This window comes from Nocardiopsis lambiniae, from assembly GCF_031845465.1.
In the GTDB taxonomy this organism is placed as follows: domain Bacteria; phylum Actinomycetota; class Actinomycetes; order Streptosporangiales; family Streptosporangiaceae; genus Nocardiopsis; species Nocardiopsis lambiniae.
This window is the reverse complement of record NZ_JAVREP010000039.1, coordinates 1-12,110: the sequence shown is the minus strand read 5'-3', so window position 1 is coordinate 12,110 and position 12,110 is coordinate 1. Positions and strand designations below refer to the sequence as shown.

12 protein-coding genes and 1 pseudogene are annotated in these 12,110 nt (G+C 71.7%); 8 read left to right on the top strand and 5 right to left on the bottom strand.

The window, feature by feature from the left end:
* The first annotated feature begins 149 nt into the window (after window positions 1-149).
* Together RM479_RS27405 and RM479_RS27400 are read left to right on the top strand one after the other, a co-directional pair.
* On the top strand, window positions 150-1,427 hold the full coding sequence (locus RM479_RS27405; protein ID WP_311514577.1) for an MFS transporter: 1,278 nt from the start codon (window positions 150-152) through the stop codon (window positions 1,425-1,427).
* A gap of 96 nt (window positions 1,428-1,523) precedes the next feature.
* Complete coding sequence (locus RM479_RS27400; protein ID WP_311514576.1) at window positions 1,524-2,561, top strand: nitronate monooxygenase; 1,038 nt, start codon at window positions 1,524-1,526, stop codon at window positions 2,559-2,561.
* A gap of 149 nt (window positions 2,562-2,710) precedes the next feature.
* Here the strand turns inward: RM479_RS27400 and RM479_RS27395 are convergent, their stop codons facing one another.
* Complete coding sequence (locus RM479_RS27395; RefSeq protein ID WP_311514575.1) at window positions 2,711-3,172, bottom strand: MarR family winged helix-turn-helix transcriptional regulator; 462 nt, start codon at window positions 3,170-3,172, stop codon at window positions 2,711-2,713.
* Between the two features lie 233 nt (window positions 3,173-3,405).
* Here RM479_RS27395 and RM479_RS27390 point away from each other — a divergent pair, with 233 nt between their 5' ends.
* A complete protein-coding gene (locus RM479_RS27390) occupies window positions 3,406-5,961 on the top strand; it encodes a penicillin acylase family protein (RefSeq protein ID WP_311514574.1) in 2,556 nt (851 codons plus the stop codon).
* Window positions 5,962-6,049: 88 nt separating this feature from the next.
* Here the strand turns inward: RM479_RS27390 and RM479_RS27385 are convergent, their stop codons facing one another.
* The gene (locus tag RM479_RS27385; RefSeq protein WP_311514573.1) at window positions 6,050-6,925 is read right to left on the bottom strand and encodes an oxidoreductase; all 876 of its coding nucleotides are present in this window, start codon (window positions 6,923-6,925) and stop codon (window positions 6,050-6,052) included.
* A gap of 80 nt (window positions 6,926-7,005) precedes the next feature.
* Here RM479_RS27385 and RM479_RS27380 point away from each other — a divergent pair, with 80 nt between their 5' ends.
* The 3 genes and pseudogenes from RM479_RS27380 to RM479_RS27370 all read left to right on the top strand — a co-directional run.
* Window positions 7,006-7,590, top strand: a complete 585-nt coding sequence (locus RM479_RS27380; protein WP_311514572.1) for a TetR/AcrR family transcriptional regulator — start codon at window positions 7,006-7,008, stop codon at window positions 7,588-7,590.
* Window positions 7,591-7,899: 309 nt separating this feature from the next.
* Entirely contained in the window at window positions 7,900-8,094 is a 195-nt protein-coding gene (locus tag RM479_RS27375) for a DUF1918 domain-containing protein (protein ID WP_274808399.1), read from the top strand.
* Window positions 8,095-8,301: 207 nt separating this feature from the next.
* A pseudogene (locus RM479_RS27370) lies at window positions 8,302-8,442 on the top strand (GTP-binding protein); the annotation flags it as partial.
* Window positions 8,443-8,489: 47 nt separating this feature from the next.
* On the opposite strand, the gene RM479_RS27365 reads toward RM479_RS27370, so the two are convergent.
* The 3 genes from RM479_RS27365 to RM479_RS27355 all read right to left on the bottom strand — a co-directional run bounded on the left by RM479_RS27365 (window position 8,490) and on the right by RM479_RS27355 (window position 10,056).
* Window positions 8,490-9,191 carry a hypothetical protein gene (locus tag RM479_RS27365; protein ID WP_311514571.1) on the bottom strand — a complete coding sequence of 234 codons (702 nt, stop codon included), beginning with the start codon at window positions 9,189-9,191 and terminating at the stop codon, window positions 8,490-8,492.
* Window positions 9,188-9,454: a hypothetical protein gene (locus RM479_RS27360; protein WP_311514570.1), complete on the bottom strand. Its 267-nt coding sequence runs from the start codon at window positions 9,452-9,454 to the stop codon at window positions 9,188-9,190. Before RM479_RS27360 ends, RM479_RS27365 begins: the two co-directional genes overlap by 4 nt.
* A gap of 401 nt (window positions 9,455-9,855) precedes the next feature.
* Window positions 9,856-10,056, bottom strand: a complete 201-nt coding sequence (locus RM479_RS27355; protein ID WP_274808403.1) for a hypothetical protein — start codon at window positions 10,054-10,056, stop codon at window positions 9,856-9,858.
* 399 nt (window positions 10,057-10,455) lie between these two features.
* Between RM479_RS27355 and RM479_RS27350 the strand changes: the two genes are divergently transcribed.
* Together RM479_RS27350 and RM479_RS27345 are read left to right on the top strand one after the other, a co-directional pair.
* Window positions 10,456-11,310 carry a DMT family transporter gene (locus RM479_RS27350; protein ID WP_311514569.1) on the top strand — a complete coding sequence of 285 codons (855 nt, stop codon included), beginning with the start codon at window positions 10,456-10,458 and terminating at the stop codon, window positions 11,308-11,310.
* Window positions 11,311-11,423: 113 nt separating this feature from the next.
* Complete coding sequence (locus RM479_RS27345) at window positions 11,424-11,990, top strand: dihydrofolate reductase family protein (RefSeq protein WP_311514568.1); 567 nt, start codon at window positions 11,424-11,426, stop codon at window positions 11,988-11,990.
* Window positions 11,991-12,110 lie beyond the last annotated feature (120 nt).

The window sequence follows — 12,110 nt, the reverse complement described above, 5'->3', positions numbered from 1 at the left end:
CCCGGGAACCCCGGGCCCCGCCCCCGGGGGGACCCCCCCGGGGGCGGCGCCCGTTCGGGAAACCGATGGTCGGGAAAAGGCGTTCGTGTTAGCGTGAACCGATCCGCCATTCACGTGCGTTATATACGTTCTCTTTTCTTTTCCCCTCGATTCCCGGGAGGCAGGAACTGCACTCCGAGGAGATCCCGGCGCGACCGGCCCTGCTTCGTAGATACGTCCTTTTCTCCCTCGGTTCCACCACCGCGGACTTCGCTTTCGGCGCGGTGTTCGTGACCGTTCTGCTCGCCCGGGGGATCGACCCCTTGCAGCTGGGCACGCTGCTGGCGGCGTCCGCCGTGTTCGGTCTGGCCGCGGAGGCGCCCAGCGGCGCGCTCGGCGACCGGTACGGGCACCGTCGGCTGCTCGCCTCGGGGCTGGTGGTCTGGGGCACCGGTTTCGTGCTGTTCGGCTGGGCCGACGGCGTCCCGGTGACCCTCCTCGGGACGGTGCTGTGGGCGGTGGGCTTCCACCTGCACTCGGGCGCGCTCACCGCGCTGGTGGTCAACCGGATGGGGACGCGCGACCGCGCCGTCCGGGTCGCCCGGGTGGTGCGCTGGGGACAGATCGGCTCCCGGTTCGGCGGGGTGCTCGGTGGCGTGACGGTGATGCTCGGCGGCACCTGGCTGTCGGGGGACGCGCTGATCCTGGTCGCCGGAGCGATGCTGGTCGCGCTGGGTCTCGCGGTCCCCCTGTCGTTCCCCGCGAGCCCGGGGCGCCCCGGGGTGTCGGTGGGCGCGCTGGTCCGGGAGTCCGTGACGACGCTGGCGGGGCGGCGGTTCGCGCCGCTGGTCGTCCTGGTCGTCGGACTGACCGTCGTCAAGGCGGTACTGGTCATGAGCTGGCAGCCCCTGGTGACGGCGCGGTACGGCGACGACGTCCGGATCAACGGGATGGTCCTGCTCGTGATGACCTTCGCGCTGGCCCTCGGAGCGGTCTGCTCCCGGTTCCTCGGACATCGGCATCCCCACCTGTGGGGGTCGGCGTGTGTGATCGCCACCGGGGTGCCGCTGTTCCTGGTGGCCTGGGACCTCCTGCCGCCGGTGGTCGGCCTGATCCTCGCCGAGTTCCTGCTCGGCATGTCGCAGGCGCTGTTCGTGGTGTGGGAGCACCTGATGTACAGCGACGCCGCGCGCAACGCCCTGTTCTCGACGATGTCCTTCGTCGCGTTGGCCGTGCTCTCCATGACCCATGTGCTGTTCGGTTGGGTCTGGGACGGACACGGTCTCGAAACGGCGATGACGGTCGTTCTCGTCGTATCCGCCGTCGCCGCCGCCGCGACGGTGCCCCTGGCCTTCGCCTTTCCCGAGTCCCGCCGTTTCTTCGACCCCGGGGGCGGGGCGGGGAGGGGCGCCCCGGGTGACTCCGAGGGGAGCGACGTGAGGGAGTGATCCGGGGGCGGCCCCTCCCCCCGGGTCACTCCTGCGGCCCCGGATCGGGGTCGGATAACCTGCCCGTGCACGTTCGGGGAGGAATGCGGGGGAATCATGAGCCACCTGTCGGAGCTGCTGCGGGATCGGCCGATCGTCCAAGCGCCCATGGCCGGCGGGGGTTCCACTCCCGAGCTGGTGGACGCGGTGTGGCGGGGCGGGGGAACGGGTTTCCTCGCCGCCGGATACCTGGCACCCGAGAAGGTCGAGGAACAGGTCGCCTCGGTGCGGGGGCGGGGCGTGGCCGCGTTCGGGGTGAACGTGTTCGTGCCCGGACCGCCCGCCGACCCCGCGGTGGTGGCGGCCTACCGCGAGGAACTCATCGCCGAGGCCGAACGCCACGGCACGGAGGTGGGCGAACCGGTCCACGACGACGATGCCTGGGACGCCAAGATCGACCTGTTGGAGCGGCTCGCCGTCCCGGTCGTGAGCTTCACGTTCGGTTGCCCCGACGGCAACGTGCTGCGCCGTCTCCAGGAGGCGGGGTCGGCGATCGTCGTCACCGCCACCACGGTGGACGAGGCGCTGATGGCGGTGGCGCGCGGCGCCGACGGCGTGTGCGTCCAGGGTGTGGAGGCCGGCGGCCACCGGGCGTCGTTCGACCCGGCCCGGGGCGTGGACCGGCCCACCCTGGAGCTGGTCGCCGCCGTCGCCTCGGCGGTCGAGGTGCCGGTGATCGGCGCGGGCGGGATCATGAGGGGCCGGGACGTGGCGGCGGTGCTGGAGGCGGGCGCGTCGGCCGCACAGCTGGGCACGGCGTTCCTGCGCTGCCCCGAGAGCGGGGCCCGCATCGACCACAAGCTGGCCCTGGTCGACCCCGACTTCACCGAGACGGCGTTGACGTGGGCGTTCACCGGCCGTCCCGCGCGCGGTCTGGTCAACCGGTTCATCACCGAGCACCCGAAGGCCCCGCACGCCTACCCGGAGGTGCACCACATGACCCGGCCGCTGCGGGCGGCGGCGGCACGGGCCGCCGACACGGGTGGCATGGCCCTGTGGGCGGGCGAGGGGTTCCGCGAGGCCACCGACGATCCGGCGACCGAGGTGGTGACCCGGCTGCGCCGCGAGGCGGTGGCGGCCGGCGCCCGGATCTGAGCGGTCCGGGGGCGTCGGTGTTCCCGGTCGTCGCTGCCGGGGACGCGTTCCCTGCGGGTGTGGGCACCCGTTCGGGGCGAACGGTGCGTTCGAGGCGGGGGGATCGTGCGGGTCCGCGCGGCGGCCCTTCCGTGAGCGGTGCGACCGCCTCAGGGGGCGGTCTCCACCAGGGACAGCAGGCGGAACAGGTCGGCGACCTGGTCGTCGGTCAGGCCGCTCACCAGCGGTGAGCGGGCGGCGAGTCCCGCGCCGATGGCGTCGATGATCCTTGTCCCCTCCGTCGTCGGGCGGGCCACCCTCATGCGCCGGTCGCCGACCGAGGCGACCTTGCTCACCAGCCCCCGCCCCTCCAGTTCGCGGGTGACGATCGACACCCGCGAGGCCGTGCAGCCGAGCCGGCGGGCGAGCGCGCCCTGTGAGGAGATCTCGTGCAGGGCGCGCAGTGTCCTGGCCTGGAACGCGGTGAGTCCGTGTTCGCCGGCCAGGTCGGTGAACAGCCCTTCCAGGCGTTGGGCGACGCGCAGGAGGGCCTCGCCCGCGTCGGGCGTCGAGGGTGTGCCGGGGTCGGGCGTGCGGGGGGCGTCCGCCCCGACAGGTGACGACGATGTCATCCGTCCCTCATCTCCACCGCATCGAAATCGAGGGCAGCCATACCTCACGATGCTTGTCGTGAAGCAAGCAACTTTCCCGCACAGCCTAGCCGCCGACTCCGCCCCGACCATCGCCCTCGGTGCCCGCGGGGCCGGAGGGGACTCCCATGAGCGGTTTTACCCACAGGTAACAATTGGATTCCCTCACCGCGCGACCCTGGAGAGTGTGAGCCGGGACACCCTAAGGTTCCGACATGGGTGTATTGCGTAAACGTGTCCTTTTTCGTGTACTTCTGGGCGCTCTGTCGATTTTTGTGGTGCTCGCCCTGGTCGGCGCGCTTCTCGGGGTGTGGACCGTGCGCAGGTCGTTCCCGCAAACGTCCGGTGATCTCGCCCTTCCCGGCCTGAACTCCCCGGTCACGGTACTGCGCGACGGGTACGGCGTCCCCCACGTCTACGCCGACGACGCGCACGACCTGTTCATGGCGCAGGGCTTCGTCCACGCCCAGGACCGGTTCTGGGAGATGGACTTCCGCCGCCACGTGACGGCCGGGCGGACCGCCGAACTCTTCGGCGAAGGACAGGTGGAGACCGACGTCTACCTGCGCACCATGGGCTGGCGTCACGTCGCCGAGCAGGAGTACGACCTGCTGGCCCCCGAGAGCCGGGGGTACCTCGACGCCTACGCCGCAGGCGTCAACGCCTGGCTGGACGAGAACGACGGGGCCGAGGCGAGCCTGGAGTACGCCCTGCTGAACGTGCTCAACGGCGGCCACACCATCGAACCGTGGGACCCCGTGGACAGCCTGGCCTGGCTCAAGGCCATGGCCTGGGACCTGGGCGGCAACATGCGCGAGGAGACGGAGCGGGCGCGGCTGCTCGACGCCGGCTTCAGCGAGGAGCGGATCGCCGAACTGTACCCGGAGTACCCCTACGAGGAGCACCTGCCGATCACCGACACCGACGAGCTGCTGGGCGTCGAGGCCGACCTGCGCGGGGAGGCCGACGAACGGCGGACCCCGGGCGCCGACCGCCCCGCACTGCCCGAGGAGGCCGTGGCCGCCGTCGACGACGTGTACGCCCGCGCCCTGGCGCTGCCCGAGATGCTCGGCCCCAGGAGCAGCCCCGACCTGGGCTCCAACTCGTGGGTCGTCGGCGGTGAGCACACCGCGTCGGGTCTGCCCCTGCTGGCCAACGACCCCCACCTGGGCGCGGCGATGCCCTCCACCTGGCACCAGGTCGGGCTGCACTGCACCGAGTTGACCGAGGCCTGCCCGTTCGACGTCGCCGGGTTCGGCTTCTCCGGGCTGCCCGGCGTGGTCATCGGCCAGAACGAGTCGATCGCCTGGGGATTCACCAACCTCAACCCCGACGTGATGGACCTGTTCGTCGAACGCGTCGAGGGCGACTCCTACATCGTCGACGGCGAGGCCCGTCCCCTGGAGATCCGGACCGAGACCGTCGAGGTCGCCGACGGCGAGGACGTGGAGATCACCGTCCGCTCGACCCACCACGGCCCGCTGCTGTCGGACACCGCCGCCGGTGAGGACCTGGCCGGTATCGCCGAGGAGCCGACGCTGGAGGGCGCCGAGGAGGGGGCCGAGTACGCGGTGGCCCTCCAGTGGACCGCGCTCACCCCCGGCACCACCGGCGACGCCCTGTTCGTCATGAACCGCGCCCGCGACTGGGAGGACTTCCGGGTGGCGGCGAGCGGGTTCGACGTACCCGCCCAGAACCTCGTCTACGCCGACGACGAGGGCAACATCGGCTACCAGGCCCCCGGCATCGTTCCGGTCCGCGGCAAGGGCGACGGCCGTTACCCGGCCCCCGGCTGGGACTCCGACTACGACTGGAAGGAGTTCATCCCCTTCGAGGAACTCCCCAGCGTCTACAACCCGGCGTCCGGGTTCGTCGTCACGGCCAACCAGTCCGGGGTGGACGCCGACTACCCGCACCTGCTCACCGACGACTGGGACTACGGCTACCGCTCCCAGCGCATCAACGACCTGTTGGAGGAGGCGATCGCCGAGGGCCCGGTGGACGGTGAGGACATGTCGCGCATCCACATGGACTCGTACCACGGCGGGGCCGTCGCCATCGTGCCCCACCTGGTGGACGTCGAGGTCGAGGGCACGGCCGCGCGGGCGCGCGAGCTGTTGGTCGACTGGGACCTGTACACCGAGCCGGACTCCGCCGGCGCGGCGTTCTACCAGGCCACCTGGCGGCATCTGCTGCCGCTGTTGTTCGACGAGCTGGAGCCGGTCGCCATGACCGGCAACTCACGCGGCATGTACGTGGTGGCCGACCTGTTGGAGGACCCCGACTCCGAGTGGTGGGAGGGCGAGGAGGTGAGCGGTCGCGACGAGGTGCTGGCCGCCGCGATGGAGGCCGCCGCCGAGGAGCTGACCGGGCTGCTCGGGGACGACCCCGCCGACTGGCGGTGGGGCGACCTGCACACCCTGACCGCGACCCACCAGTCGTTCGGCACGTCGGGCATCGGGCCCGTCGAGTGGCTGTTCAACCGGGGTCCGGTGGAGAGTTCGGGCGGCTCGGCGATCGTCAACGCCACCGGCTGGGACGACAAGGAGGGGTACGCGATCACGGCGGTGCCGTCGATGCGCATGGTCGTCGACCTGTCCGATCGGGACGCCTCCACCTGGGTCCACCTGACCGGCAACTCCGGGCACGCCTTCCATCCCCACTACGACGACCAGTTGGAGCCGTGGGGCCGTGGGGAGACGATGCCGTTCGCGTTCACCGAGGACGCGGTGCGCGCGGCGGCGGTGGACGAGTTGACCCTCGTGCCCTGACCGCGTGTTGAACGGGGGAGGGCACGCGCCGAGGGGTGGATCCACCCACCTCGGCGCGTGCCCTCCTCGCGTGTGCGGGGCCCGGGGCTCAGGCCTTGATCGGGAAGGTGACCCCGGTGCGCTCCTCCGACAGCTCCCACAGCCGGCGGGCGGCGCCCCCGTCCTTGGCCGCCGAACTGCGTCCGCACAGGGTGGGGGCGCCGCGCATACCGCCCCGGGGGCCGGCGAACCCGGCCGGGGGCATCGGCTGAGTGGCGGCGTAGATCGTGGGCAGGGCGCCGGCGGCGGCACTCTGTGCGAACAACCTGTTGCCGATGGCGGTGAACGCCCGCGACAACGGGTTGGCGGCGTGTCCCTGGAGGTTGGTGGCGGCGTAGCCGGGGTGGGCGGCCACCGACAGCACCGGAGAGCCGACCTCGGTGAGGCGGCGCTGGAGTTCGAGGGTGAAGAGCAGGTTGGCCAGCTTGGACCGACCGTAGGCGCGATAGGGGGTGTAGCCGCGCTCGAAGTCGACGTCGTCGAAGTCGATGCCCGGCACCGAGGCGTGCAGCCCCGAGGAGACGGTGACCACCCGGCCGGTCACCCGGCCCAGGAGCAGGTTGGTGAGGGCGAAGTGACCGAAGTGGTTGACCCCGAACTGGAGCTCGAAGCCGTCGACCGTCCGCGCCTTGGGCACGGCCATGATGCCGGCGTTGTTGACGAGGAGGTGGATGTCATCGGTCCAGCCCGCGGCGAAGGCCCGCACGGAGGCCAGGTCGGCCAGGTCCAGACGGCGCACCTCGGTCTCTCCGCGGATGCCCTCGGCGGCGGCGCGTCCCTTGGCCTCGTCACGCACGGCCATGACGACACGGGCGCCGGCCCCGGCCAGGATCCGCGTGGTCTCCAGGCCCAGACCGCTGTTGGCTCCGGTGACGATCGCCGTACGTCCGGTGAGGTCGGGAAGGGCGACGGGTGTGGTGTCCATTCCCTCACGGTAGACAACCCGGAGCGAAGTTGTCAATGACAACAATGATGACGCCGTAAACATCGGTTTATGCTGGACCCATGACCGGTCGTCCCTACCACCACGGAGACCTGCGCGCGGTCCTGCTCGCCGGTGCCGAGCGCACCCTGGCCGAGCGCGGCCCCGGCGCGCTGTCCCTACGCGAACTCGCACGTGAGGCGGGGGTGAGCCACGCCGCCCCCAGCCGTCACTTCCGTGACAAGACCGCCCTGCTGGACGCGCTGGCCCTCAGCGGTTTCGAGCGCCTCACCGAGCGGCTGGACGCCGCGGCCTCCGAATCCGGGGACACCCGCGGCGGACTGCTCGCCATGGGCCGTGTCTACGTCGCGTTCGCCCTGGGCAACGCCGCCCTGCTCGACCTCATGTACGCGCGCAAACACGCGCCCGACTCCCCCGGGGAACTCACGGCGGCGGTCGGCCGCCTGCTGGAGACCGTCCTGGGCATGATCGCCGAGGGCCAGCGGGCGGGAGAGGTCGCCGCGGGCGACCCGGAGTCCATCGCGTTCACGGTGGCCTCGACCCTGCACGGGTTCGCGGTCCTCAACTCCACCACCCCGCCCGAGGAGATCGACCGGTCGCTGCCCCACATCATCGACGTCCTGGCCACCGGGCTCGTCCCCCGCTGAAGCCCACCGCCGCGACCCGTCGTCCCGTTCCCCGGTGGTCTCCCCGGCATCCACGCGACCCCGCCGGGCACACCGGGGCACGGCACCGGCACCGGCACCCCGGGAAGGATGCTCGGCGCACCCGCTCCGGGGGCGTACGGACGAACGACGGGGACCTCTCGGGACCCGATGGCGTTCGCACGGCCGACGGCGTTCGTACGGCCGGCCACGTGCACGGCTCCGGTCCGGTTCGGTCCGGTTCGGTCCGGAGCGGGGACGGGTAGAGCCGGGGTACGGGCCGGGTCGAGAGCCGGCCGGAACGGGGGGAACATGCGCGCGAACGTCGGCGACCACGTCCACACGCACGGGGTCACCAGCAGCGACGGTCAGGACGTCGGGGAGATCATCGAGGTGCGCGGCGCCCGGAACGGGCCGCCCTACCTGGTGCGCTTTCCCGACGGCGAGGAACGGCTCATCCACCCGGGACCGAACACCGTGGTGGAGCCCCGGCGTCCGGTGGAGTGACGGGGCGGCGGGCAGGGCGGCGGGTCGCGGACCCGCCGCCCTTCTCGTGCCGTGAAGCCCGAGAACCGTTGGCCCGTCGGGGATCGCGAACCCTGCCCTCCCAGAAGGCGGCAGGCCGTACCCACGGCCGCACAGGCATGCGCGCACCGCCCTTGGTCGCCCCGACGACACCGGAGAGGAACGGGCACCCCATGGCCACCAACACGGATGGAACAGGCCGCGATCCGCGACATCGGGATCATGGCCCACATCGACGCGGGTGAGACGACCACCACCGAGCGCATCCTGTACCACACCGGCTCCTCCCACGAGGTCGGCGAGGGGCACGACGGCACCACCGCCACCGATGGCCGGTCCGGTGGCCCCGGGGCGAGGAAGCCGGGGACCGTGGGGGCTCAGCGCAGGCTGATGGTGCCGCGCAGGAGCACGAGTTGATCATGGGTGTCGAGGAGGGCCTCGGCCAGGCCGAGATCGACCTCCTCGATCTCCTTGAAGAGGAGTTCGAGGTGGGGCAGCAGCGTGAGCAGCCAGACGACCACCTGGGGATGACGCAGCGTCGGCGAGGTGGCCACGATGGTGCCCGCGGTGTCGGCGAACTGACGCACGGCCGGGTGGTGGTCGGCCCACCGGTGCAGCCGGGCGGTCCAGGCGTCCAGGAACGGGGCCAGATCGTCGAAGGCGGTCGCGAGCGTGTCCAGGAGCAGGACGGCGGGACGTTCCTCGGGTTCGCGCTCCAGGGTGCGCCGCCACAGGGCGGCGAAGCAGGCGCGGACGGCGTCGCGTTCGTCCATCGGCCATTCCCACCAGCGGGCCAGGTCCAGTTTCGCGGCGACGGTGTCGATCTCGATGACGCCACCGCCGGGCAGGGCGAGGTCGAGGATGCGCGGCAGGAAGTGGCGCAGGTCGTCCACGTTCCCCCAGGTGGTGATGGCCTTGGCGACGAACCGGCTCAGGTCGGCCTCGCCGAGTTCGCGCAGGGGGGATCGGCGCAGCAGGTGTTGGTCCTCGTCGGTGACGCAGTGCGGGCAGCCATCGATGCGCGCCGCCAGACGATGGCGTGCGAACACCGTGTACAACCGCTCGACCGCTTCCCTCACCGCTCCTCCACCTCCTCGTGCCCGGACGGATCGGCCCCGATCAGGCGGCGGATGGTGGGGGACGCGGTGGCGTCGGGCAGGTCCAGGACCCCGGTGAGCGGGTCCGCCTCGCACGGGAAGTGGCGGAGGGCCCCGGCCCGGGTGAGGCCGACGCGGTCGGAGATCTCGGCGAGGGAGGCCTTGTCGTGACCGCGCGCCGCGGAGACCTCGATCGCGATCCGCGGGATCTCGTCACGCCGACGGTCACGATCGCCCCGCGTCACCCGGCGTCCTCCCGGGCTCGTATTCCTCACGCCTAGGAGTCTAGGGTCCCGCGCGGCCGAAAAGATCCACATCCCTTTGTCCCAGGGCTTTTCCGTTACCCACCGAGCAGTCGGTGGACGACGTGGAGGGGTTCGGCCGAACGCTCATCGAGCGTTCTCCCCCGCACCGGCGGCTCCGCGCGGTCTCCGGTACGCGGGCCACATCCGCTCCACGTGGAGACCCCGGCGCTCCCGGCGAGGTACCGCCGTTCCGTTCGCGGCCGGGGTCGGGGTTGGGGCCGGGGCCGAGCGGACGTTCACTCCGAGCGGCGGTGACGGGTATCGGCCGCGCACACCGCCGACGCGCGCCGCCCCGTCCGTGTGGGACCCGCGGAGGGCGGACGGGGCCGGAGCGCCCCGGTTCACTCCGGCCGCGAGCGACCGGAGAAGCGCTGGACGGCGACGAGGATCAGCAGCCCCAGGGCGATGGCGGTGCCGAAGGAGGCCAGGGTCGCGACGAGACCGGGGCCGAGCAGGTCGGCGTACGGGTCCCGGGTGAGGGCGCGGGTCAGCGCGAAGACCGCCACGAAGAGCACCCAGGAGACGATCGAGGAGGTGTTCACCGGTGGGGCCTCCGGGGCGCGGGAAGGGACATGCCGGGCATCCTAACCGAGGAGGGTCCCGATGAGCCCCACCAGGGAATAGAGGGTAGAGGGTGGTCAGGGCGAGGAACACGAAGGTGACGACACAACGGCCTCCTCCGATGTCGTCTTCGACGAGATCAGGGGTGCGCCTCTGGTCCGCCGAGCCTCCACGGCCCCTTCCTCCCATGACGGTCCCCGCCCCGGCCCCGGCCCCGGCCCCGGCCTCGGGGGGACGACTCGGTACGCCGGACCGTGCTCGTCGACGCGTTCCCCGAGACCGTCCGCCGCTGGAACGAGGGGCGTTCCCCTACCGAAGACGGCCGCGCTCATCCTCCGGTATGACGACACGGACCCGGCCCGCGCGAAAGGGTCCATGACATGGATCCCTTCGTGTGGCTCGGCGCCTTCCTGGGCACCCTCTCCTGTGTCGCCTACGCGGCGGCCGCGGTGGCCCAGTGGAGGCTGGCGGTGCTGCTCCCGGGACCGCTCACCGAACGCCGCCCCCTGGCCGCCCTGTTGACCCGTCCCCTCTGGTGGTCATCGGTCCTCCTCAACGGGGCCAGAGCCGTCTTCCAGGTGGGCGCCCTGGCCTTCGCCCCGCTCACCGTGGTGCAGCCGCTGGGCGTCCTGACCCTGGTCGTCGCGATCCCCTGGGCCGCGCGGCTCGGCGGACACCGGCTGACCCGACGCGAATTCCGGGGAGCCTTCCTCGCACTCTTCTCCGTGACGGCGCTGCTGGCCCTGGCCATGACCGACGGCCGCAGTGAACCCCTGACCGCCACCGACGGGCTCATCGTCACCACCGGTACCCTCGCCCTGCTCATCTCGGGCGCCTGGGTGGCGGGCCGTTGCCCGCCCCTCTGGCGCAGTCATCTGCTCGCCGCCGCGGCGGGCATCGCCTTCGGTGTCTCCTCCGCGCTCGCCAAGACCACCATCACCGTCGTCGGCACCGACGGAACAGGCGCGCTCCTGCACCCGGCGGCCATCGGCACCGCCGTCGTCGCCGTCCTGGGCCTGTTCCTCGCCCAAGCCGCCTACCAGGGCATGGAACTCGGTTCGCCCCTGGGCGTGACCACCGTCGTCAACCCGATCGCGGCGTCCGTCGTCGGCATCGCCTTCATGGGCGAGTCCTTCCTCGGCGGCCCCATCGGGCTCGTCCCGGCGGTTCTGGCCGCCTGTCTGTGCGCCTACGGCATCTCCCTCCTCGGCGCCCGGCTGCCCACCCCGCGCTGACCTCGTACGGCGGCCCCGATCGGATCCGGAAAAAATCTCTCGCGCGGTGTCGAATCCCGCGCGGCCCGTTCGACGAGAGTGTGTAAGAGCGAACGAGACGTGAGGAACACACCATGCGCACCCTGATCATCACCGCGTTCACCTCCCTCGACGGCGTCATGGAGGCCCCGGGCGGCGAACCCGGCTACCGCAACACCGGCTGGACCTTCAAGGCCGTCGAGTTCGACGAGGCCGCCTACGAGATCAAGGGCCGCGAGCAGGCGGAGGCGGACGCCCTGCTGCTGGGCCGCCTCAGCTACGAGGCGTTCGCTCCGGTGTGGCCCACGATGACCGAGGAGTTCGCGGGCTACAACGCGATGCCCCGCTACGTCGTGTCCACCACCCTCACCGAGCAGGACGAGCGCTGGCCCGCCACGATCCTGCGGTCGCTCGACGACGTCGCCGCCCTCAAGGAGACCGAGGGCGGGCCGATCATCGTCAACGGCAGCTCCACCCTGGCCCGCGGCCTCGCCGACGCGAACCTGGTCGACCGCTACCACCTGCTCGTCTTCCCCCTGCTCCTGGGCGCGGGCAAGCGCCTGTTCAGCGACACCGACAAGGACCTCACCAAGCTCGAACTGGTGGAGCACGAGGCGTACTCCAACGGCGTTCAGAAGCAGGTCTTCGACGTCGTCCGCTGACTGTGAGGATGTGTAATGGCTTCTCCGGCAGGTCTGACCCACCCGCTGACCGACACCGACAGGTTGTCCTTTACGGGATTCGTCGGCTTGTCCGGGGAAGCCACCGCACGCGACCGGACG

Bases quoted from the DNA above. Each gene is read 5' to 3' on its own strand.
- RM479_RS27345 (WP_311514568.1), top strand. From the start codon at position 11,424: ATGCGCACCCTGATCATCACCGCGTTCACCTCCCTCGACGGCGTCATG.
- RM479_RS27400 (WP_311514576.1), top strand. From the start codon at position 1,524: ATGAGCCACCTGTCGGAGCTGCTGCGGGATCGGCCGATCGTCCAAGCG.
- RM479_RS27375 (WP_274808399.1), top strand. From the start codon at position 7,900: ATGCGCGCGAACGTCGGCGACCACGTCCACACGCACGGGGTCACCAGC.
- RM479_RS27385 (WP_311514573.1), bottom strand. From the start codon at position 6,925: ATGGACACCACACCCGTCGCCCTTCCCGACCTCACCGGACGTACGGCG.
- RM479_RS27395 (WP_311514575.1), bottom strand. From the start codon at position 3,172: ATGACATCGTCGTCACCTGTCGGGGCGGACGCCCCCCGCACGCCCGAC.
- RM479_RS27390 (WP_311514574.1), top strand. From the start codon at position 3,406: ATGGGTGTATTGCGTAAACGTGTCCTTTTTCGTGTACTTCTGGGCGCT.
- RM479_RS27380 (WP_311514572.1), top strand. From the start codon at position 7,006: ATGACCGGTCGTCCCTACCACCACGGAGACCTGCGCGCGGTCCTGCTC.
- RM479_RS27350 (WP_311514569.1), top strand. From the start codon at position 10,456: ATGGATCCCTTCGTGTGGCTCGGCGCCTTCCTGGGCACCCTCTCCTGT.